The following is a 20,127-nucleotide window of genomic DNA, read 5'->3' on the forward strand; positions in this document are numbered from 1 at the left end:
GCAAACCCGACCCCGGCACGGTCGCCGGCCGCTGGTCTCCCGGACGGGTGTGTCCGGGAGACCACCCAAACTCTACCACCAATGCAAACAAACAACCCCGGCCGCAGGCGAAGCCGGAGAGCCGGGGACTATTGGCAGCCAGAGCGATGGAGAGGGCGCGCCGGCCGAGCCCTACTCCTCGGCTGTCGTCCCGGTCTCAGTGAAGCCGAAAACAGGGGCCCAGTAACCACAGGTCGCGAGGCTCAAGCTTCGGCGCTACCGCCGGGCGGTCGGAGGTTGCCGCCGTCACGCCACCCTCCGCCCCGGCGGATACTGGATACCTGCCTTCGCAGGTATGACAGCCGGGGAGGTGGCGAAGCGCTCCCGCCTCACGCCCGCCTCCCCGCCCGCCTCACTCACGCCCCTCTTTGCGTCCTCCTGCGCGCCGCCCTCTCTTTTCGTCATTCCGGGCAAGGCGAAGCCGCGACCCGAAACCAGCCACGACGTCCAGACGGAACGGCCATCCCGATCCGGCCCGGAAGCCCCTCGAACTGCCGCTGCGGCACAATGGCGCGCGTAAACTTGACTCATTTGGTTAGGTTTTTTCGTCAAAGCCGTTGACGCGGGCGCCCCGGCACCGCATATCTATGCCCATGCGCCTGACCCAGCAGACCAACTACGCCGTCCGCACCCTGATTTACTGTGCGGCAAATCCCGGATCGCCAAGCCGTGTCGCGGATATCGCGGCCAGCTTCGAGATGTCGGAGACCCATCTCTTCAAGATCCTAAAGGTTCTTGTCGATGGCGGCTTCGTGCGCACCCTGCGCGGCCGCAACGGCGGCATCCTGCTCGCCCGCCCAGCGGCGGAGATCACCGTCGGCGAAGTGGTCCGCGCGGCGGAAGAAAGCTTCCTGCTGGCTGAGTGTTTCGAGTCGGGCCGCAAGGACTGTCCGCTGATCACCTCCTGCGGCTTCAACGGGCTGCTGCACGAGGCGCTCGAGGCCTTCATGACGGTGCTCGATTCCCACACCATCGCCGAGCTGGCCGAGGACCGCACCGAGATCCGCTTCCTCTTGAAGATGGATCCGGAGATCGCCGCGCAGAGCAAGGCGACGAGCCTGCAGGGCGCCGGCGCCTGAGGCGCATAGAGACCCTGGCGCCTGAGACGCAGGCAGCGCCGATCCCGACAGACGACACGAAAACGGCGGCCCCTCGTAAGGCCGCCGTTTCGTTTTCGGCTCCCCATTGAGGGGAGAATCCGGCCGGAGCGAACCGCCCCGGCCGGATCGGGACTCACTCCATTTCGGCGATGACCTCGAAGGTGCTGCCCGACACCTTGAACAGCGCATAGGCGCCCGGCACGTCGCCGGCCTCGTCGAAATTGTGCTCGCCGGCCGCGCCGCGATAGTCGATGGCGGTGCCGGCGGCGATCAGTTCCTTCGCCTTGGCCCACTCGCCCGGCAGGATCGGCTCACCCTCGCCGTTGGAGATCTCGCGCAGCGCCGCCGAGACCTTCGACTTGTCGGCGCCGGCCTTCTCGATGGCCAGCGCCAGCATGAAGGTCGCGTCATAGGACGTGGTGACGAAGATCGCATTCGGATCGCCGCCGATGTCGGAGAAGGCCTTGTTGAAGACTTCCAGCGCGTCCGACTGCTGGCCGACCGGCGCGGAGGCGATGAAGGTCGTCAGGTTGTCGGCCCCGAGCTCGCGGATCGGCGCGTCGGACTTCATGCCGTCGCCGCCGACGAAGTTCTCGAAGAAGCCGTTTTCCAGCGCCTGGCGCAGCATGGTCAGGCCCGAGCCGTCGCCATAGTCGAGAATGACGAGCGTGTCGGCGCCGCCGGCGGCAAGGTCGGCCAGGTTGGAGCGGTAGGACGCCCGCTCGCCCTCATGCGCGGCAAAGCCGGCGATCTCGCCGCCCTTTTCCTCGAACTCGGCGCGGAACGCCTCGGCAAGGCCCTTGCCGTAGTCATTGTTGAGATAGGCGACCGCCACCTTCGTGGTGCCGCGCTCCAGCAGGGTGCGGGCGAGCGCCCGGCCCTGATAGTCGTCGGAGGGCACGGTGCGGAAGACGGTGTCGTTGTCCTGGAGCGACGTGATCTCCGGCGAGGTGCCCGACGGGGTGACGATGGTGACGCCGGCGGGGATGGTCACCGAATTGGCGGCGGCGAGCACGGCGCCGGAGCAATGCGGGCCGACGATGGCGATGACGCCTTCCAGGTTGACCGCCTTGGTCGCCGCGTCGGTGGCGTTCTGCGGGTTGCAGGCGCTGTCGCCGACGACGCCGATCAGCTTGCGGCCGTCGAGGATGCCGCCGGCCTCGTTGACCTGGCTGATGGCGAGATTGGCGCTGTCGATCATCGCCGGGGCCATGGCGGCGATCGGACCGGAAATGCCGCCGAGCAGGCCGATCTTCACGTCCGCATGGGCGGGCGCCGCAAGCGCCGTCGCTCCCAGAAGGGCGGCGAGGGCCGCGATACGCAACGTCTTCATGATGAACCTCCACCTTGTGGTTATCCGGCCGGTGCGAAGTCTCGCCGGCCGTTCGCTGTCTCGCGGAGGCGGCTCCCGGGGCCCGCAGGCCGTGCCGTGGATGCCGCTTTCCGCGCTTGCGGCAGCCGGTCGCCCGGCTGCCCGGTGGCGGCAGTTTCAACCGAAACGCGCCGCCCTCACAAGCCTCAATCGGATGCCGCCGGCGGGCGTGCACCTTGCGCCGCGGCCTCCGGCCGGCGCCCCTTGCCCCGCGGCTCGGGCAGCAGCCCCTCTGGGCGGAAACGCAGCACCAGTTGCAGCATCAGGCCGATCAGGAAGACGCGCAGGTACTTCGCCTTGACCGCGTATTCATGCGGCAGCCGGTCGGTGACGATCTCCGACACGGACCAGATGATCCAGACCACGGCAACGCCGAGAATGGCGCCGCGATTGTTGCCCGAGCCGCCGAGGATCAGCATGATCCAGACCAGGAAGGTCGCGACCATCGGGTCGATCGCCTCCGGCGTGATCGTGCGGTTGAAATGGACGAAGAGCGCGCCGCCGAGCCCCATCAGCGCCGAGCCGAAGATGAAGGCCTCGAGCCGCCGATAGGGCACGTCCTTGCCCATGGCCCGCGCCGCATCCTCGTTGTCGCGGATCGCCCGCATCATCCGCCCCCAGGGCGAGGCGAACTGCCGCTCGACCAGGAGATAGGCGGCGAGCAGCACGCCGGCGACGATGGCGAGATAGGCAAGCTGCGACATTGTGTAGGCAAGGTCGCCGAAGGGACGCGGGATGTTGGTGATGCCGCGCGCCGCATTGGTCAGCCAGCCTTCCGACTTGACGACGAGGCGGATGATCTCGGCGACGCCGATGGTGGCGATGGCGAGATAGTCGGAGCGCAGGCGCAGACAGATCTTGCCGATCGGCCAGGCGATCAGCCCGGCCGCCACCATCGCGCCCAGCCAACCGACCGGCACCGGCAGGTCGAAGCCGCCGACGCGCCCCGGCACGAAGGGCGTGGTCAGGATCGCGGACGTGTAGGCGCCGACGGCGAAGAAGCCGGCGATGCCCGCGTTAAAGAGGCCGGTATAGCCCCACTGGATGTTCAGCCCCAGCGCCAGCAGCGCATAGATGCCGATGAAGATCGCCATGAAGACGGCGTAGTTGACGAAGCCGAGCCATTCCATCGCGCGCGACCTCCTTACAAGACCTTGCCCTTGAGCAGGCCGGTCGGCCGCACAAGGAGCATCAACAGCAGGATGGCGAAGGCAGTCGCCGCCTTGTATTCGGTCGGCAGGACAAGCGCCGACATCTCCTCGGCGATGCCGACGATCAGCCCGCCGAGCACCGCGCCCTCGACGCGGCCGACACCGCCGAGAATGGCGGCGGCGAACATCGGCAGCAGCATCGACCAGCCCATCATCGCCTTGAGCTCGTAGTTGAGGCCGAGGAAGACGCCGGCCGCCGCGCACAGGGCGCCGACGATCGTCCAGGTGAGCAGCACGACCTTGCGGTTGTCGACGCCCGACAGGAGCGCAAGGTCCGGATTGTCGGACATCGCCCGCATCGCCTTGCCCCACTTGCTGTATTTCAGGAAGAGCTGCAGCGCGACGACAAGCCCGACCATGGCCAGAACGGTGATCAGCTCGCGGTCGCGGATGCGGATGCCGAACCAGTTCTCGGGCCGCACGATGCCGCGGGTATAGGTCTGGGAATCGACCCCCCATACGATCTGCACGACGGCACGCACCATCAAGGCGACGCCGAGCGAGGCCATCACCGTGACGATCTTCGGCCGCTCGCGCAGATAGGCGTAGAAGGTCCTGTCGATGCCGACGGCGACCGCCGCGGTCACCGCCATCGCCACCGGCAGCGCGACATAGGGAGAGACGCCGCCCAGCGTGACCACGGCCAGCGCCAGGAAGGCGCCGAGCGTGGCAAGGTCGCCATGGGCGAGATGGGCATAGCGCAGGATCGCGAAGACCAGGGTGATGCCGACCGCGCCGAGCGCATAGATCGACCCGACGACGATGCCCGGCACCAGGTAGAAGTTGACGATTTCCATCGCACCCATGGCGATCAGCCTCCCAGGAACATGGCTGCGACATCCTCGTCGGCGAGGAGCTCGGCGCCCGTGCCCTCGTGCCGGTTGGCGCCGGAGGCGAGCACATAGCCGCGATCGGCGAAGGCGAGCGCCTGCTTGGCGTGCTGCTCGACCAGGAGGATGGTCACGCCGGTGTCGCGCACGTCGCGGCAGATCTGGAAGATCTGCTCCATGTATTTCGGCGAAAGCCCGGCCGTCGGCTCGTCGAGCAGCAGCAGCTTGGGCTCCAGCATCAGGGCCCGGCCCATGGCGACCATCTGGCGCTGGCCGCCGGACAGGTTGCCGGCGAGCGCCTTGCGCCGCTCCTTGAGGTCGGGGAACAGGGCATAGACCCGGTCATAGGCGGCCGACAGGTCGCCGGAGCGCAGGAAGGCGCCCATTTCCAGGTTCTCGTGCACCGTCATCTCGCGGAAGACGTTGTTGACCTGCGGCACGTAGCACACGCCGGCCTCGACGATACGGTTGGGCTCAAGGCCGGTGACGTCGGCCCCGTCGACCCGGATCGTGCCGCCGCGCACATGCAGCAGGCCGAAGATCGCCTTCATCGCCGTCGACTTGCCGGCGCCGTTCGGGCCGACGATGACGACGATTTCGGACGGGGCCGCGCGCAGGGTCACACCTTGCAGGATGTCGGCCTCGCCATAGCCGCCGACGACGTCGCGCATGTCGAGAATGTCGCTCATGCGGCATCTCCCACGCTCTCGCCGAGATAGGCTTCCAGCACCCGCGGGTCGGAGCGCACGGTGGCGAAGTCGCCCTCGATCAGCACCCGCCCCTCGGCCATGCAGATCACCGGGTCGCAGAGCTTCTCGATCATCTCCATATCGTGCTCGATGAGGACGAAGGTGTAGCCGCGCTCGCGGTTGAGAATGGCGATCTTCTCCTCCAGCTTGCGCAACAGGGTGCGGTTGACGCCGGCGGCCGGCTCGTCGAGCAGCACGAGCTTCGCGTCCGTCATCATGGTACGGCCGAGCTCCAGCAGCTTCTTCTGGCCGCCGGACAGGTTGCCGGCGCGCTCGTCCGCCACATGCGACAGTTCCAGGAAGGCCAGCGTCTCGAGCGCGCGTGCCTGCACCCGCTCCTCGTCGGCGCGCACCCGGCCGGGCGACAGCCAGTTGGCGAGCAGCCCCTCGCCCGACTGGCGCGGCGGCACCATCATCAGGTTCTCCAGCGCCGTCAGCCGGTGGAATTCGTGCGGGATCTGGAAGGTGCGCACCAGGCCGAGATGGAAGCGCTTGTCGGTGGAAAGGCCGGTGACGTCGCGCCCGAGATAGCGGATGCGCCCGGAGGTCGGCGGAATGGCGCCGGCCACCATGTTGAACGTCGTCGTCTTGCCGGCGCCGTTGGGTCCGATCAACCCGGTGATCGTGCCCTCGCGCACGGAGAAGCTGCAGCCGTCGACGGCGCGGAAGCCGCCATAGCTCATCACGAGGTCCTCGACCTCCAGCATCATGTCCTGTCCGCTCATCCTACCCTCGCCGGGACCATTCGGTCCGATGCGGCGGCCTTTCCGGCCGCTCTTCCTGCCGCTGGCATTGTCGCGCGCCCTAAAGGCGCCGCAACAGGGCGCGCACCGGCGCCGCGTCGAGCCCTTCTAGCTTCAATGGCGGGGCGATCAACTCATAATCCCCGGTTTCGACATGGGCGAGGGCGAGATTTTCCAGAATCCGCATGTCGTGGCGCCGAAACGCCATATGGGCGGGCAGATCCTTCGAGGTTTCGGGATCGACGGAGGGGACGTCGACACCGACGAGACGCACGCCATGAGCGGCGAGCAGGTCCACCGTCTCGGGGTCAAGCGCGCGAAAGCCTTCGGGCCAGACCTGCGGATCGAGCGTCTCGGCAAGGCGCAGCAACACGCGCGGCGGCGCGCCGTCGAGATATCGCTCGATTTCGTGAGGCAGGCAGAGCGGGCCCTCCCCGCGCGCATCGATCAGCCGGGCCGGGCCGATGAAGTCCGCCAGCGGCAGGGCATCGATCGCGGCGCCGGCCGCATCGTAATGGAGCGGCGCGTCGGCATGGGCGCCGCAATGGGTGGAGAGCGAGACGGAGGTGACGTTGACCGGGCAGCCGGGACCGATGGCGAAGGTTCTCTCCACCCGGTAGGGCGCATCGCCCGGAAACACCGCAGCGCCCGGACGCAGCGGCGGCGTGATGTCGATCAGTCCCGTCGGCATGAAGCCCCTCCCATGACGCCCTTTCCCATCAAGCCCCTCCCAAGGCCGGCCCCGTTCCCGAAGGCATATAGCGCGCCGCGCTCACATGTCGGCGCGGATCTCCCACAATTCGGGAAACAGCACCACTTCAAGCATCCGGCGCAGATACATGACGCCGGAGGTGCCGCCGGTGCCGCGCTTGAAGCCGATGATGCGCTCCACCGTGGTGACGTGGTTGAAGCGCCAGCGGCGGAAATAGTCCTCGAAATCGACCAGCTTCTCGGCGAGGTCATAGAGCGACCAGTAACGGTGCGGGTCGCGATAGACCTCCAGCCAGGCGCGGGCGACGCTGTCGTTGCGCTCATAGGGCTGCGAGACGTCGCGGGCCAGATGCGCCTCGTCGACCGGCAGGCCGGAGCGGGCAAGCAGGCGGATCGCCTCGTCATAGATGCTGGTGTCGCGGCGGATGTGGTCGAGCCAGTGATGAATGCGCGGCACATGCGCATGCGGGCGCATCATCGCCGCGTTCTTGTTGCCGGCGAGAAACTCGATCGCCCGGTACTGATGCGACTGGAAGCCGGAGGACTGGCCGAGATCGCCGCGAAACAGGGTGTATTCCGAGGGCGTCATGGTGCGCAGCACCTGCCAGGCGCCGGTGAGCTGTTCGAAAATCCGCGAGACGCGGGTCAGCATCTTGAAGGCCGGCGGCAGGTCGTCGGCGGCGATGCGCGCCTTGGCGGCGGCCAGTTCGTGGATGGCGAGCTTCATCCACAGTTCCGACGTCTGATGCTGGATGATGAACAGCATCTCGTCATGGGCCTCGGACAGCGGGTTCTGCGCCGTCAGGATGCGGCCAAGGCACAGATAGTCGCCATAGGACATGCGACCGTCGAATTCCATCTCGGCGCCGTCCTCGGCCGGATCGAAGGGGCCGCTGGCATAGGGGCTGCGCGTGACCATCTCTCCTCCCTCGCCGCTCATGTGACCTTCGCCCGCTTGTGGAACTCCGGCCGGTCCCAGGCACGCGTCTCCATGATCTCCTGGAGGATGTCGCAGGCGGCGATCACGTCGGCATGGGAGAGGTAGAGCGGAGTGAAGCCGAAGCGGACAATGTCCGGCGCGCGGAAGTCGCCGATGACGCCGCGGGCGATCAAGGCCTGCATCAGGGCATAGCCCTGCTCGAAGCGGAAGGAGACCTGGCTGCCGCGCGCGCGCGGATCGCGGGGGCTGGCGAGCTCCAGCTCCGGACAGCGGCGCTCGACCTCGGCGCGAAACAGCTCCGACAGCGAGATGGACTTGGCGCGCAGCGCCGCCATGTCGACGCCGTCAAAGGCGGTGAGCGCCGCCTCCAGCGCCGTCAGCGACAGGATCGCCGGCGTGCCGACGCGCATGCGGCCGATGCCGGCATCCGCCCGGTAGTCGAGATCGAAGGCGAAGGGCGCAGCATGGCCCATCCAGCCGGTCAGCGGCGGTGCGACATGATCGAGATGGCGCTGCGCGACATAGAGGAAGGCCGGGGCGCCGGGGCCGCCGTTGAGATATTTGTAGCCGCAGCCGACGGCGAAATCCGCGCCGGCCGCGTCCAGCGCCACCGGCAGCGCGCCGGCCGAATGGGCAAGATCCCAGATGGTCAGCGCGCCGGCGGCATGGGCGATCGCGGTGATCGCCGCCATGTCGTGCAGGCGGCCGGTGCGATAGTCGACCTCGGTCAGCATGACGACGGCGACATCCTCGCCGATCGCCGCCTCGACCTCCTGCGGCGCGACAATCTTCAACTCGTGACCCCGGCCGAGCAGGTCGCGCAGGCCCTGCGCCATGTAGAGGTCGGTCGGGAAATTGCCGCTGTCGGAGAGGATCACCTTGCGCTCGGGGCGCAGCGCCAGCGCGGCCGCCAGAACCTTGAAGACATTGACCGAGGTGCTGTCGCAGGCCGTCACCTGTCCGGGCGCGGCGCCGATGAGGCGGGCGATGCGCTCGCCGACGCGCTGCGGCAGGTCGATCCAGCCATGCTCGTTCCAGGCGCGGATGAGGCTCTCGCCCCACTCCTTCGCAACCGCCTCGGCGAGGCGGGCGGGCACGGCGCTCGGCAGCACGCCGAGCGAATTGCCGTCGAGATAGATCACGCCGTCAGGGATCGAGAAGAGCGCGCGCTTGCCGGCAAGCGGGTCGTCGCGGTCGCGTGCGGCAATGTCGGGAGCCCCGTTCGAGGCTCCGCCGGCCGCGTCCTGGCCTGTCAGCATGTCCGTCTCCTGTCCTGACGCGGGCGATCCTAACAGGGTGGACGACAAGTGCCAAGGATTATATATAATATGCCTGATTATATCGAAACCAGCGCGCCGGAGGGTTCGACGGCGCCGCACGGAAGCCCATGGCCAAGACCGAGGAAGCCTATGAGCGGCTGAAGGCCGACCTGCTGCGCAGCCGCATCGCGCCGGGCGCGTCGCTGGTCGTCGCCGGACTGAAGGCGCGCTACGGCCTCGGCTGGACGCCGCTGCGCGAGGCGCTGTCGCGGCTGGAGGCGGAAGGGCTGGTGGTTTCCGAGCGCAATCGCGGCTACCGGGTGGCGCCGGTCTCCGCCGCCGCGATCCGCGACCTGCAGCTTGCCCGCCGCACCGTAGAGGAGACGCTGCTGGTGCGCTCCATCGAGTCGGGAGACGCCGACTGGGAAGCACGGATCGTCGCCGCCCATCACCGCCTGTCGCTGACCCCACCGCCGGAGCCCGGCGCCGACGATGCCGGCATGTCGCTGTGGGAGGAACGGCACGATGCCTTCCACGCCGCGCTGCTGTCGGCCGGACGCTCCGACAGCCTTGCCCGCTTCCAGCAGCAGATCACCGAGCAGTTGCAGCGCCATCACCGGCACATGCTGTTCGACCCAGCCGGCCGGCACGGGCTCTCCCCGGCGGCCATGGCCGATCTCCGCGCCCTCGTCGGGCGCACGCTCGGCCTTGCCCATCACACCGCCCTGATGGAGGCGACGCTCGCCCGAGACAGCGCCGGCGCCGTGGCGCTGCTCGCCGAGCACATCGGCTTCTCGCTCGCCGTCTACGCCTTCCTGTGGCCCGAAGACGCTTAAGGGGGACGCCTGAGGGGGAACGCGTGAGGCCTTTGTCGCGACTTGCGAAAGCGACAGGGATTTTCCCCAATCCGTCACGCCTCCCGGCAACGGGTGACACGGGCCGATTCCCGACGCATGATCGCCGCCGCGCGGCGGGTGCGGGAGAGATCCGCGCGCACCGGCGACACGCCGGCGGTTTCGGGAGGGTCATGTGTTCATCAGCGTTTTCGACATCTTCAAGATCGGCATCGGCCCGTCGTCCTCGCACACGATGGGGCCGATGGTGGCGGCCGCGCGCTTCCTGGACCTGTTGCGCGAACGGAGCTTGAAGCCGGCACGCCTTGCCGTGTCGCTGCACGGCTCGCTCGCCTTCACCGGCAAGGGCCACGCCAGCGACCGGGCGATCTGCCTCGGCCTGCTCGGCCACGATCCAGCGACGATCAATCCCGACTGCATCGAGGACGAGATCGCGAAGCTGACACGCGACAAGCGCCTGGCGGTGGAGGGCGTCGGCCACATGGCGTTCGACCCTGCCGCCGATCTCGTCTTCGATTACGGTCCGCCGCTGCCGGGCCATGCCAACGGCATGATCTTCCGCGCCTTCGACGCAGACGGCGCGGAACTGGCGCAGGACACGATCTACTCGGTCGGCGGCGGCTTCGTCGTCAGCGAGGCGGAGCTTGCCGCGCAGAGCGAGCCGATGGCCGGCACGGTGGAGGCGGGCGTCCCCTTCCCCTTCAAGACCGCGGCGGAAATGCTGGCGATGGGCCGCGACAGCGGGTTGTCCATCGCCGAGATGAAGCGACGCAACGAGATCGCGCGCAATCCCGACGGCGACCTGGAGGCCGGGCTCGACCGCATCTGGAGCGTGATGAACGCCTGCCTGGAGCGCGGACTGTCGCGCGACGGCACCCTGCCCGGCGGGCTCAACGTCAAGCGGCGGGCGCATCAGATCCACGCCAAGCTGGTCGGAGAGACCGGGCAAAACCGCCCCTTCCAGCACACGGTGATGGACTGGCTCGGCGTCTATGCGATGGCGGTCAACGAGGAGAACGCGGCCGGCGGCACGCTGGTCACCGCGCCGACCAACGGGGCGGCCGGCGTGGTGCCGGCGGTGCTGCGCTACTATCTCGACCACTGCCCCGACTGCACGCAGGCCGGCATCCGCTCGTTCCTGCTGGTCGCGGCGGCGATCGGCGGCATCATCAAGGCCAATGCCTCGATCTCGGGCGCGGAGGTCGGCTGCCAGGGCGAGGTCGGCTCGGCCTCGGCGATGGCGGCCGCCGGCCTGTGCGCCGCGCTCGGCGGCACCAACGAGCAGGTGGAAAACGCGGCCGAGATCGCGCTCGAACACCATCTCGGCATGACCTGCGATCCGATCGGCGGGTTGGTGCAGGTGCCCTGCATCGAGCGCAACGCCTTCGGCGCGGTCAAGGCGGTCACCGCCGCCTCGCTGTCGCTGCGGGGCGACGGCACCCATCTGGTGCCGCTGGACAGTTGCATCGAGACGATGCGCCAGACCGGCCTCGACATGACCGACAAGTACAAGGAAACCTCGAAGGGCGGACTTGCGGTCAATGTCGTGGCCTGCTGAGGACTGACGCGTCAGCCGGCGCTGAAGGCGGCCTCCATCTCGCGGCGGATGCGCACCGCCGTCTGGGTCGTGTCGATGGCGACGTCGTCCCAGCGCAGCATCTCTCCTTCCGCGACATCGCGCAGCAGCTTGACATGGGCGGCAAGGCCGAGCGGCAGCAGGCCGCGCTCCAGCGACACAGAGGCCGGCTGCTGCTTGCCCCACACGGTCGCGCCGCCCTCGCCGTCCAGCATCTCGCCGGCCTTGAGATCGCGCTTGGCGGTCGCCACCACATCGGCGACGAAGCCGCGCGGCATGCCGGTCGGCTCCTTGCGCAGGGCGGCGGAGGCGACCGACAGGCCGAGCTCCATGCCGATCATGTGGGTCGGCCGATAGAGCGCGGCATAGCGGCCGGTCTCGTCCTCCAGCATGTGATATTCGCGGAAGCACTGGCGGGCGTAATCCGTCTCGCCCTCGATCACCACGAAAGTGCCCATGGCGAGGTGATGCGGCACGTCGGCGCCGTCGCGCGTCAGCGAGGAGACGACCTCGGTGGTGCCGGTGATCGGCAGGCTGCCGCCGGCCTCCTTCGGCCGCAGCACGGTGGAGAGCTCGAAGCGGCTCGCCGGCGGGAAGGACAACCCGTCCGGCTGGGGCAGCAGGCCGGTGGCGTTGCACACCGCCGTCATCTCGATGCCCGACTTGGTACCGTCGAGGAACGAGTTGAACATCTTCGGGTTGATCAGGCTGCGGTCGGTGATGTGCAGATACTGGGTCAGCACGTCCCAGACCGTCTCCGGCGTCAGTTGGTGATAGGTCGGAAGGTAGCGGGTGCCCTTGCCAGCGCACACGACCTTGAAGCCGCAGGCGCGCGCCCAGTCGACATGCTCGCAGATCAGCGCCGGCTGGTCGCCCCAGGCCAGCGAGTAGACGACGCCGGCCTGCTCGGCCCGCCGCGCGAGCAGCGGCCCGGCGAGAACGTCGGCCTCGACATTGACCATCACCACATGCTTGCCGGCCTCGATCACCGCAAGCGCATGGCGGATGCCGACCGCCGGATCGCCGGTCGCCTCGATCACCACCTCGACGCGGCCGTCCGACAGCACGGCGGCAAGATCATTGGTGACGAAGGTGGCGCCGCTGGCGCAGGCGTCGTCCAGCGAAGCCGCGGCGGACTGTTCCGAGGGCCAGCCGCAGGTCGCCAGCGTGCGGCGCGCGCGGGCCGGATCGAGATCGACGATCGCCGCCACATGCACGCCGACGGTGAGGCGGGCCTGGGTCAGGTACATGGAGCCGAACTTTCCGGCACCGATCAAAGCCACACGCACCGGGCGACCCGTCTCGGCCCGATGGGCAAGCATGTTGGACAGATTCATGCAGTCCTCCCTTTTGCGGGAGCATGGCCGGGAAAAAGCCGATATTACAAGGCAGATTTCGCAATATCTCCTATTGCATGGAGGACGGACCGATGATCGGAAGGGCGCCGTTCGTGATCCTGCTCGGCGGGGATCTCACGCCGACGCAGCGGCTTCTGCGACAGATCGCCGGCGCGCGGGCCATCGCCGCCGATGGCGGCATCCGCCACGCGACGCCGCTCGGCCTGCGTCCGGAACTGTGGGTCGGCGACTTCGACTCCAGCGGCGGCGACCTCACCGCCGCCTGGCGCGAGGTGCCGCGCCAACGCCACCCGGAGGCGAAGGACATGACCGATGGGGAATTGGCGGCGGCGGAAGCGATCGCGCGCGGCGCCAGCGGCCTCGTCATCGCCGGCGCCTTCGGCGGCGAGCGCTTCGACCACGCCATGGGCAACCTGCTGCAGGGCGCGGCGCTGAGGGCGCGCGGACTGCCGGTGCTGATGACCAGCGGCCACGAGGAAGGCTGGCCGCTGCTGCCCGGCGAACAGGAAATCGACCTGCCCGCCGGCTCGCTGTTCTCGGTGCTGGCGCTCTCCGACCTTGCCGGCCTGACGCTGCGCGGCGTCGAATGGCCGCTCACGAACCGCGACGTGCCGATGGGCTCCTCGCTCACCCTGTCCAACCGGGTGGCGGGCGGCGAGGGTCTGCGCATCGGCCTCGGGCGCGGCAACGCGGTGCTGCTCGCCCGGCCGCATCTCGGTGCACTTTAAAACGTGTCGAGGCTCTCGCGCGACCAGGAAGCCATCCGCCGCGTCGCCACCGAGACGAGGCCATAGAGCGCCACCGCGAAGGCCGCCAGCACGAAGAGGCTGGCGAACATCAGGTCGGTCTTGGCCCGGCCGTTGGCCAGCAGCATCAGATAGCCGAGACCCTGGGACGCCCCCACCCACTCGCCGATCACCGCGCCGATGGGCGCATAGACGGCGGCGAGCCTCAGACCCGAGCCGAAGGCCGGCAGGCCCGCCGGCAGACGGATATGCAGCAGCGTGCGCGTGGGCGTCGCGCCCATGGTGCGGGCAAGGTCGAGCAGGCCGGGATCGGTGCGGCGCAACCCGTCATAGAAGGTCGAGACCACCGGGAAATAGATGATCAGCAGCGCCATGGCGATCTTCGAGGCCATGCCGTAGCCGAGCCACAGGGTCAGCAGCGGCGCCAGCGCGAAGACCGGCACCGCCTGGCTGAACACCATGATCGGCAGGGCGATGCGGCGCGCGGCCGGCGAGATCATCAGGTGCAGCGCGGTGGCAGCACCCAGCAGGGCGCCGAAGACGAGACCGATCAGCACCTCGGCAATGGTGATGAGCGCATGGTCGGCGATCAGGCCGATATTGTCGGCAAGCGTCACCGCCACCCGCCAGGGACCGGGCAGGATGAAGGGCGGAACGCCGCTGAGCCAGACGATGGCCTGCCACAGCGACAGGGCGACCGCGACCGCAACCAGCGCATCGCGCAGCCGCTGCAGCGGCGTCAGGCGGACGGTTGAACTCGTCATGCCGCCCTCCCCCGCAGCGCGCGGAACAGGCGCGCCTGCATCTCCATCGTCTCGGGCGCATCGACCGCGCGGATCGGCGGCGAGGCGGGCGCGGCGACCCGCGCCAGCCCCTCCTCCGACAGGATGAAGAGGTGATGGCCGAGGCGGACGGCCTCGGCCGGATCGTGGGTGACGAGCAGCACGGTGCGCCCCTCCAGCACCTCGAAGGCGAGTTCCTGCATCTCCGCCCGCGTGCGGGCATCGAGCGCGGCGAAGGGCTCGTCGAGCAGCACGATGGGGCGGTCCTCCATCAGCACGCGGGCGAGTGCCACCCGCTGGCGCATGCCGCCGGACAGGCTCGCCGGGCGCTTGTCGACATGGCCGGCAAGGCCGACGCGCTCGATCAGGGCGCGGGCGCGGGCAAGATCCGGCGCCTCGCCGCGCAGGCGCGCGCCGAACGTCACGTTGCCGACGACGTCGAGCCAGGGCGCCAGAAGGTCCGACTGGGCCATGAAGGCGATGCGGGTGGCGACCGGCGCGCCGTCGCTCGCCGAGATTTCGCCCTCGAACGTTCCGCCGGTGTCGAGCCCGGCAAACAGGCGCAGCACCGTCGACTTGCCGACGCCGGACGGCCCGAGCAGGCAGGTCCAGCCGCCGGCAGAGATCGGGAGATCGAGGCCGGAAAACAGCGGCCGCCCGGCATGATGGAAGTCGCCGGTCAGCCGTAGGGCGGGGGCCGCTACCCTGCTCACGTCAGGTCCGGGGCGAGCGTCGGGCCGCGCAACCCCATTTCCCAGAAGCCGACTTCCAGCCGCGTGGCGGTGCGGAAGCGCTTCGACAGGCTGGCCCAGCGCGGCAGGGCGGCCGGCGCCTCGCCGAGGCGCCCGCGCATGGACGTCTCGATCAGTTCGCCGACGCTGGTGCAAAGGCCCTGATAGCCGTCGCCGGCATAGGTGTCGATCCACTGCCGGTACGGCGTGTCGGCCGCGCCCTCGCGGGCAAGCCTTGCGCCGATCTCGCCATAGCCCATGACGCAGGGCGCCAGCGCGGCGATAAGATCGAGAAAGTCGCCCGACATGCCGGCATCCAGCACGAAGCGCGTATAGGCAAGGTTCTCCCGCTCCTCGGCCGCCGCCAGCAAGGCCGCTTCCGGAATGCCGGCCTTGCCGCAGATGTCGACATGCAGGCTCATCTCGGCGTCCATCAACCCGTTGACGATGGAGGCGGCAAAGCGCGCCTCCGCGATCGTCTCGGACTTGACCACCGCCAGCGCCCAGGCGCGGGCGAAGTGGAACAGGAAGATATAGTCCTGCGTCAGATAGTGCAGGAAGATCTCCCGCGGCAGCGTGCCGGCGCCGAGCTGCTCGACGAAGGCATGATGCGTGTAGGCGTGCCAGTCGCCCGCCGCTTCCCGGCGCCAGGCACCGAACACCGGCGATCCGTAATCGCCGGCCACGATGATCCCGCCGCCGCTCATTGGACGCTCACATCGATGGCGATGTCGGACACCGGACGGATCGTCTCGATCAGGCCGTGCTCCTTCAGGAACTCCTCGAAGCGGACGTAACGGCCATGGTCGAGCGCCGCCGGGCGCAGGGCGAAGCGGCGGATCGTGTCGGCCCAGGAGCGCTTGTTGAGCTCGTCGTTGAGCTCCGGCGCGGTGCCGGCATAGATCGCAAAGCTCTCGTCCGGATGGTTGACGATGTACTGGGTGGCGCGCTCGGTCGCGGCCAGGAAGCGAACGATCTTCGCCCTGTCCATCAGCTCCGGATTGGCGACATAGATCAGCTCGTCATAGGAGGGCATGCCCTCCTCCTCGATGAAGAAGCAACGGCCCTTGACGCCCTCGATCTCCATCTGGTGCAGCTCGACATTGCGATAGGCGCCGATCACCGCATCAACCTGTCCGGACATGACGGAGGGAGCGAGCGACCAGTTGACGTTGACCATCTCGACATCGTCCATCGTCAGGCCGTGACGGGAGAGAACGGCACGCATCTGCGCTTCCTCGACGCCGGCGACGGAGTAGCCGACCTTGCGGCCCTTGAGGTCGGCGATGGTCTTCACCGGGCCGTCGTCCTTGACCATCAGGCAGTTGAGCGGCGAGGCGATCAGCGTGCCGACGCGCTTCAGCGGCAGGCCTTCGGCGACCTGCAGATGGATCTGCGGCTGGTAGGAGACCGCAAGCTCCGCCTTGCCGGCGGCAACCAGCTTCGGCGGGGCGGACGGGTCGGCCGGAGCGACGATCTCGACGTCGAGGCCTTCGTCGGCGAAGAAGCCCTTCTCCTTGGCGATGATGATCGGCCCATGATCAGGGTTCACGTACCAGTCGAGCAGCAGCGTCATCTTGTCGGCGGCAGCGGCCGGCAAGGCAAAAAGGAGGGCGAGAACGAGTGTCAGGATACGCATTGGTGACGAACCTCGGCTGGGGGTTAGGGAGGTCCAGGATCAGGCCCGCGTTACGGCGAGCCATTGCCGGACGCGGTCCTCGGGATCCTGGTTGAGGGTGATGTCGGTGACGGCAGAGACGATGTCGGCGCCGGCGGCGAAGGCGCCGGGCGCGCGCTCGACACTCATGCCGCCGATGGCGACGAGCGGGATGTCGCCGATCCGGCGCTTCCAGTCGGTAAGCTTTTCCAATCCCTGCGGTGCCCATTTCATCTGTTTCAGGATGGTCGGATAGACCGGCCCGAGCGCGATATAGTCCGGCGAGGCGGCAAGCGCGGTCTCCAGCTCTTCACCGTCGTGACTGGACAGGCCCAGGCCGAGCCCGGCGCGGCGGATCGCGCCGACATCGGCATCGGCAAGGTCTTCCTGGCCGAGATGGACGAAGCGGCAGCCCTCGTCGATGGCGAGTTGCCAATAGTCGTTGACCACCAGCAGGCAGTCATGCGCAAGGCAGGTCGCCTCGGCGGCGCGGATCTCAGCGCGCAGCTCCGCCGTGCTGCGGTCCTTGATCCGCAATTGCACGAGACGCACGCCGAGCGGCACGAGGCGGTCGATCCAGGCGGCGCTGTCGACGATGGGATAGAAGCGGTCGAGGGCGGTCATTCGAGAAATGCCTTTCCGAGCACCGGCGTGGAGGGGGCGGCCATGTCGCGCGGCTCCATCGCCCCGGCCGTAAAGGCAAGGCGGCCGGCCTCCACGGCCTTGGCGAAGGCGCTCGCCATGGCGACCGGATCGCCGGCCTTGGCGACCGCCGTGTTGAGCAGCACCGCGTCATAGCCGAGTTCCATGGCGGCGGCGGCATGGGAGGGCACGCCGAGGCCGGCATCGATCACCAGCGGCACGCTCGGGAAATGCGCGCGCAGCGAACGCAGGCCATAGACATTGTTGAGCCCGCGGGCCGAGCCGATGGGCGCCCCCCAGGGCATCAGGACCTCGCAGCCGGCCTCGATGAGCCGCTCGGCAACGCCGAGATCCTCGGTGCAATAGGGGAACACCTGGAACCCTTCGCCCGAGAGGATGCGCGCCGCCTCGACCAGGCCGAACACGTCGGGAGCCAGGGTCTCGGCGTCGTTGATGACCTCGAGCTTGATCCAGGGCGTGCCGAAGACCTCGCGCGCCATCTTCGCCGTGGTCACCGCCTCGCGCACCGAATGGCAGCCGGCGGTGTTGGGCAGGACGCGGACGCCGAGGTCGCGGATGAAGCCCCAGAAGTCCTGCCCCGCGCGGCCGGAGCCGGACTCGCGCCGCAGCGACACGGTGACGATGTCGCAGGCAGAGGCCCGCACCGCCTCGGCCATGATCGCCGGGGAGGGGTAGAGCGCGGTGCCGAGCAGCAGCGGGCTTTCGACGGTTTCGCCGTAGAAGACGGGCATGGGTCAGCCTCCCTGCATGGGGGCGAGGATCTCGACGCGGTCGCCGTCGCGCACCTGCGTGTCGGCGCGCTCCTCGGCCGGAACGAAATCGCCGTTGAGGGCGGTGGCGACGATGGCGTCGCCATAGTCGAGCGCCTCGAGGATCGCGGCCAGCGACCCCGGCGCAAGCTCAAGCGGAGCGCCGTTGACGGTTATGGCCATGGAAGAACTCCGGTTCGGTTTCAGGTTCGAGAAGCAGGGCCGCGACCTGCTGCGCCAGCGCCGGCGACAGCAGGTAGCCGTGGCGATAGGTGCCGTTGGCGCGCAGGATGCGGCCGTCGCGCAACAGGCGCGGCAGGTTGTCGGGGAAGGCCGGCCGCGCATCGACGCCGGTCTCCAGGATCTCCGCCTCGGCAAAGGCGGGGGTCAGCGTATAGGCGGAGCCGAGCAGTTCCATCATCGAGCGGGCGGTGATGCGCCAGCGCTCGCTGCTCTCGATCATGGTGGCGCCGACCATGAACACCCCCTCGCCGCGCGGCACCACATAAAGCGGGATGCGCGGATGCAGCAGGCGCACGGGCCGCGACAGCGCAACGTCCGGCGCATGCAGCACCAGCATCTCGCCCTTGACGCCGCGCAGTTCCGGCACATCCACTGCCGCACCAAGGCCGCGGCAGTCGATCACCCGGTCGCCCGGCGCATCCTGCGGCAGCATGTCCGTGTTGAAGCGCAGGTCGGCGCCGAGCCCTTGCAGCCGGGCGACGAGATCAGCGAGCGCCCGGCGCGGGTCGAGATGGCCTTCGCCGGCAAAGAACAGACCCTGACGGAAGCGGCCCGCAAGGTCCGGCTCCAGTTCGGCGATGCGCGCGCCGTCGACGCTCTCGTGGCACTCGGTCAGGCGGGCGAAGCGGCGCAGGTCCGCCGTGTCGCGCGGCGGGGCGACGACGAGGCTGCCGTTGAGGACGACGCCGCCGACGCGCTGCGACCACCAGGAGATGGCGTCGCGGCCGAGCCGGACCACCGGCTCCTCGGCGCTCTCGCCCTCGCACCAGGGAGCGAGCATGCCGCCCGCCCACCAGGAGCAGGAGGCAGGGCCCGGCGCCTCGGCACGCTCGAACAGCGTTACCTCCTGCCCGCGCTCGGCGAGCACAGTGGCGACGCAGAGGCCGACGACGCCGCCGCCGATGACGGAGACTTTCATCGCGCCTCCTCCCGCCACAGGGCATGGAAATGATGCACCGGGCCATGCCCGGAGCCGACACGCAGGGTGTCGGCGGCGGCAATCGCCGCATGCAGCCAGGAATGCGCTTCGGCGACGGCCGCCGCGAGCGGCAGGCCCTTCGCGAGCCCGGCGGCAATCGCCGAGGACAGCGTGCAGCCGGTGCCGTGGGTGTTGCGGGTCTCGATCCGCTCGGCGGTAAAGGCGCGCGGCGGCTCGCCGGCAGCAAGCAGCAGGTCGGTGCACTGCGCCCCTTCGCCGTGCCCGCCCTTCATCAGGACGGCGGCCGGCCCGAGCGCCAGCAGGGCACGGCCCTGCCTTTCGGCCTCCGCCGGATCGCGCACCGGCGCCTCGCCGAGCAGGCTCGCGGCTTCCGGCAGGTTCGGCGTGATCACGGTGGCGCGGGGCAGCAACTGCTCCTTCAAGGCGGCGATCGCCTCCCCGCGCAGCAGCTTGGCGCCGGACTTGGCGACGATGACCGGATCGAGCACCACCGGCCCGGCATAGTCGGCGAGCGCGGCGGCGACACAGGCGACGATCTCCGGCGAGGACAGCATGCCGATCTTCACCGCGCCGACGTCGAGATCGTCGAGAACGGCGGCGATCTGGCCGGCGACCACGTCGAGCGGGATGTCGTGGATATGCGTCACCGCGCGGGTGTTCTGCGCGGTGATCGCGGTGATGACGCTGGCGCCATAGACACCGAGCGCGGAGAAGGTCTTGAGGTCCGCCTGGATGCCGGCGCCGCCGCTGCTGTCGGAGCCGGCGATGGTCAGCGCAATGGCGGGGGCAATGGCCGCCCCTCTGCCCGCGCCGCCTGCGGCATGGTCCGGTTTCGTGTTGCTGGCCACGACGTTCCCGCTCGTGCTGGGCGCGC

22 protein-coding genes are annotated in these 20,127 nt (G+C 69.0%); 4 read left to right on the top strand and 18 right to left on the bottom strand.

All coding sequences use genetic code 11. The features are described from left to right. The first annotated feature begins 632 nt into the window (after positions 1–632). Positions 633–1,118 (top strand): iron-responsive transcriptional regulator RirA, encoded by a 486-nt coding sequence (gene rirA / locus P2PM1_RS06870; RefSeq protein WP_186398614.1) that lies wholly within the window; start codon positions 633–635, stop codon positions 1,116–1,118. A 154-nt stretch (positions 1,119–1,272) separates the two neighbouring features. On the opposite strand, the gene P2PM1_RS06875 is transcribed toward rirA, so the two are convergent. The 8 genes from P2PM1_RS06875 to kynU form a co-directional block, all read right to left on the bottom strand. Further along, a complete protein-coding gene (locus P2PM1_RS06875) occupies positions 1,273–2,472 on the bottom strand; it encodes an ABC transporter substrate-binding protein (RefSeq protein WP_186398615.1) in 1,200 nt (399 codons plus the stop codon). 185 nt (positions 2,473–2,657) lie between these two features. After that, positions 2,658–3,641 (bottom strand): branched-chain amino acid ABC transporter permease, encoded by a 984-nt coding sequence (locus P2PM1_RS06880; protein ID WP_186387488.1) that lies wholly within the window; start codon positions 3,639–3,641, stop codon positions 2,658–2,660. Between the two features lie 14 nt (positions 3,642–3,655). Next, complete coding sequence (locus tag P2PM1_RS06885; protein WP_186387487.1) at positions 3,656–4,528, bottom strand: branched-chain amino acid ABC transporter permease; 873 nt, start codon at positions 4,526–4,528, stop codon at positions 3,656–3,658. A 5-nt stretch (positions 4,529–4,533) separates the two neighbouring features. Continuing rightward, complete coding sequence (locus P2PM1_RS06890; protein WP_186387486.1) at positions 4,534–5,241, bottom strand: ABC transporter ATP-binding protein; 708 nt, start codon at positions 5,239–5,241, stop codon at positions 4,534–4,536. Beyond that, positions 5,238–6,008, bottom strand: coding sequence for an ABC transporter ATP-binding protein (locus P2PM1_RS06895; protein ID WP_186398679.1), 771 nt, complete (start codon positions 6,006–6,008; stop codon positions 5,238–5,240). Before P2PM1_RS06895 ends, P2PM1_RS06890 begins: the two co-directional genes overlap by 4 nt. A gap of 97 nt (positions 6,009–6,105) precedes the next feature. Beyond that, positions 6,106–6,735, bottom strand: a complete 630-nt coding sequence (gene kynB, locus P2PM1_RS06900; RefSeq protein ID WP_186398616.1) for an arylformamidase — start codon at positions 6,733–6,735, stop codon at positions 6,106–6,108. A gap of 81 nt (positions 6,736–6,816) precedes the next feature. Beyond that, positions 6,817–7,674 carry a tryptophan 2,3-dioxygenase gene (gene kynA, locus P2PM1_RS06905; protein ID WP_186398617.1) on the bottom strand — a complete coding sequence of 286 codons (858 nt, stop codon included), beginning with the start codon at positions 7,672–7,674 and terminating at the stop codon, positions 6,817–6,819. A gap of 17 nt (positions 7,675–7,691) precedes the next feature. Further along, entirely contained in the window at positions 7,692–8,954 is a 1,263-nt protein-coding gene (kynU, locus tag P2PM1_RS06910) for a kynureninase (RefSeq protein WP_186398618.1), read from the bottom strand. Between the two features lie 128 nt (positions 8,955–9,082). On the opposite strand from kynU, the gene P2PM1_RS06915 reads away from it, so the two are divergent. Beyond that, entirely contained in the window at positions 9,083–9,790 is a 708-nt protein-coding gene (locus P2PM1_RS06915; protein ID WP_186398619.1) for a GntR family transcriptional regulator, read from the top strand. A 193-nt stretch (positions 9,791–9,983) separates the two neighbouring features. Continuing rightward, positions 9,984–11,366: an L-serine ammonia-lyase gene (locus P2PM1_RS06920; protein WP_186398620.1), complete on the top strand. Its 1,383-nt coding sequence runs from the start codon at positions 9,984–9,986 to the stop codon at positions 11,364–11,366. Positions 11,367–11,377: 11 nt separating this feature from the next. On the opposite strand, the gene P2PM1_RS06925 is transcribed toward P2PM1_RS06920, so the two are convergent. Beyond that, positions 11,378–12,721 (bottom strand): NAD(P)H-dependent oxidoreductase, encoded by a 1,344-nt coding sequence (locus P2PM1_RS06925; protein ID WP_186398621.1) that lies wholly within the window; start codon positions 12,719–12,721, stop codon positions 11,378–11,380. A gap of 92 nt (positions 12,722–12,813) precedes the next feature. On the opposite strand from P2PM1_RS06925, the gene P2PM1_RS06930 reads away from it, so the two are divergent. Next, positions 12,814–13,470, top strand: coding sequence for a thiamine diphosphokinase (locus P2PM1_RS06930; protein WP_371328909.1), 657 nt, complete (start codon positions 12,814–12,816; stop codon positions 13,468–13,470). Here the strand turns inward: P2PM1_RS06930 and P2PM1_RS06935 are convergent. The 9 genes from P2PM1_RS06935 to thiD are packed head-to-tail and all read right to left on the bottom strand — an operon-like array spanning position 13,467 to position 20,101. Continuing rightward, positions 13,467–14,252: an ABC transporter permease gene (locus P2PM1_RS06935; protein ID WP_186387479.1), complete on the bottom strand. Its 786-nt coding sequence runs from the start codon at positions 14,250–14,252 to the stop codon at positions 13,467–13,469. The genes P2PM1_RS06930 and P2PM1_RS06935 overlap by 4 nt on opposite strands. After that, positions 14,249–14,983, bottom strand: a complete 735-nt coding sequence (locus P2PM1_RS06940; RefSeq protein ID WP_186398622.1) for an ABC transporter ATP-binding protein — start codon at positions 14,981–14,983, stop codon at positions 14,249–14,251. Before P2PM1_RS06940 ends, P2PM1_RS06935 begins: the two co-directional genes overlap by 4 nt. After that, positions 14,980–15,708 carry a TenA family protein gene (locus tag P2PM1_RS06945; protein WP_186398623.1) on the bottom strand — a complete coding sequence of 243 codons (729 nt, stop codon included), beginning with the start codon at positions 15,706–15,708 and terminating at the stop codon, positions 14,980–14,982. The genes P2PM1_RS06940 and P2PM1_RS06945 overlap by 4 nt, the downstream gene beginning before the upstream one ends. Further along, the gene (locus tag P2PM1_RS06950) at positions 15,705–16,640 is read right to left on the bottom strand and encodes an ABC transporter substrate-binding protein (RefSeq protein ID WP_186387476.1); all 936 of its coding nucleotides are present in this window, start codon (positions 16,638–16,640) and stop codon (positions 15,705–15,707) included. The genes P2PM1_RS06945 and P2PM1_RS06950 overlap by 4 nt, the downstream gene beginning before the upstream one ends. A gap of 39 nt (positions 16,641–16,679) precedes the next feature. Beyond that, a complete protein-coding gene (locus P2PM1_RS06955; RefSeq protein WP_186387475.1) occupies positions 16,680–17,282 on the bottom strand; it encodes a thiamine phosphate synthase in 603 nt (200 codons plus the stop codon). Continuing rightward, positions 17,279–18,052 carry a thiazole synthase gene (locus P2PM1_RS06960; RefSeq protein WP_186398624.1) on the bottom strand — a complete coding sequence of 258 codons (774 nt, stop codon included), beginning with the start codon at positions 18,050–18,052 and terminating at the stop codon, positions 17,279–17,281. The genes P2PM1_RS06955 and P2PM1_RS06960 overlap by 4 nt, the downstream gene beginning before the upstream one ends. A 3-nt stretch (positions 18,053–18,055) precedes the next feature. Then, positions 18,056–18,253 carry a sulfur carrier protein ThiS gene (gene thiS, locus P2PM1_RS06965; RefSeq protein WP_097175695.1) on the bottom strand — a complete coding sequence of 66 codons (198 nt, stop codon included), beginning with the start codon at positions 18,251–18,253 and terminating at the stop codon, positions 18,056–18,058. Further along, positions 18,222–19,232: a glycine oxidase ThiO gene (thiO, locus tag P2PM1_RS06970; RefSeq protein ID WP_186398625.1), complete on the bottom strand. Its 1,011-nt coding sequence runs from the start codon at positions 19,230–19,232 to the stop codon at positions 18,222–18,224. The genes thiS and thiO overlap by 32 nt, the downstream gene beginning before the upstream one ends. Continuing rightward, entirely contained in the window at positions 19,229–20,101 is an 873-nt protein-coding gene (gene thiD / locus P2PM1_RS06975; RefSeq protein ID WP_371636471.1) for a bifunctional hydroxymethylpyrimidine kinase/phosphomethylpyrimidine kinase, read from the bottom strand. The genes thiO and thiD overlap by 4 nt, the downstream gene beginning before the upstream one ends. Between the last annotated feature and the right edge of the window lie 26 nt (positions 20,102–20,127).

This window comes from Stappia sp. P2PMeth1 (genome assembly GCF_900185735.1).
Classification (GTDB): domain Bacteria; phylum Pseudomonadota; class Alphaproteobacteria; order Rhizobiales; family Stappiaceae; genus Stappia.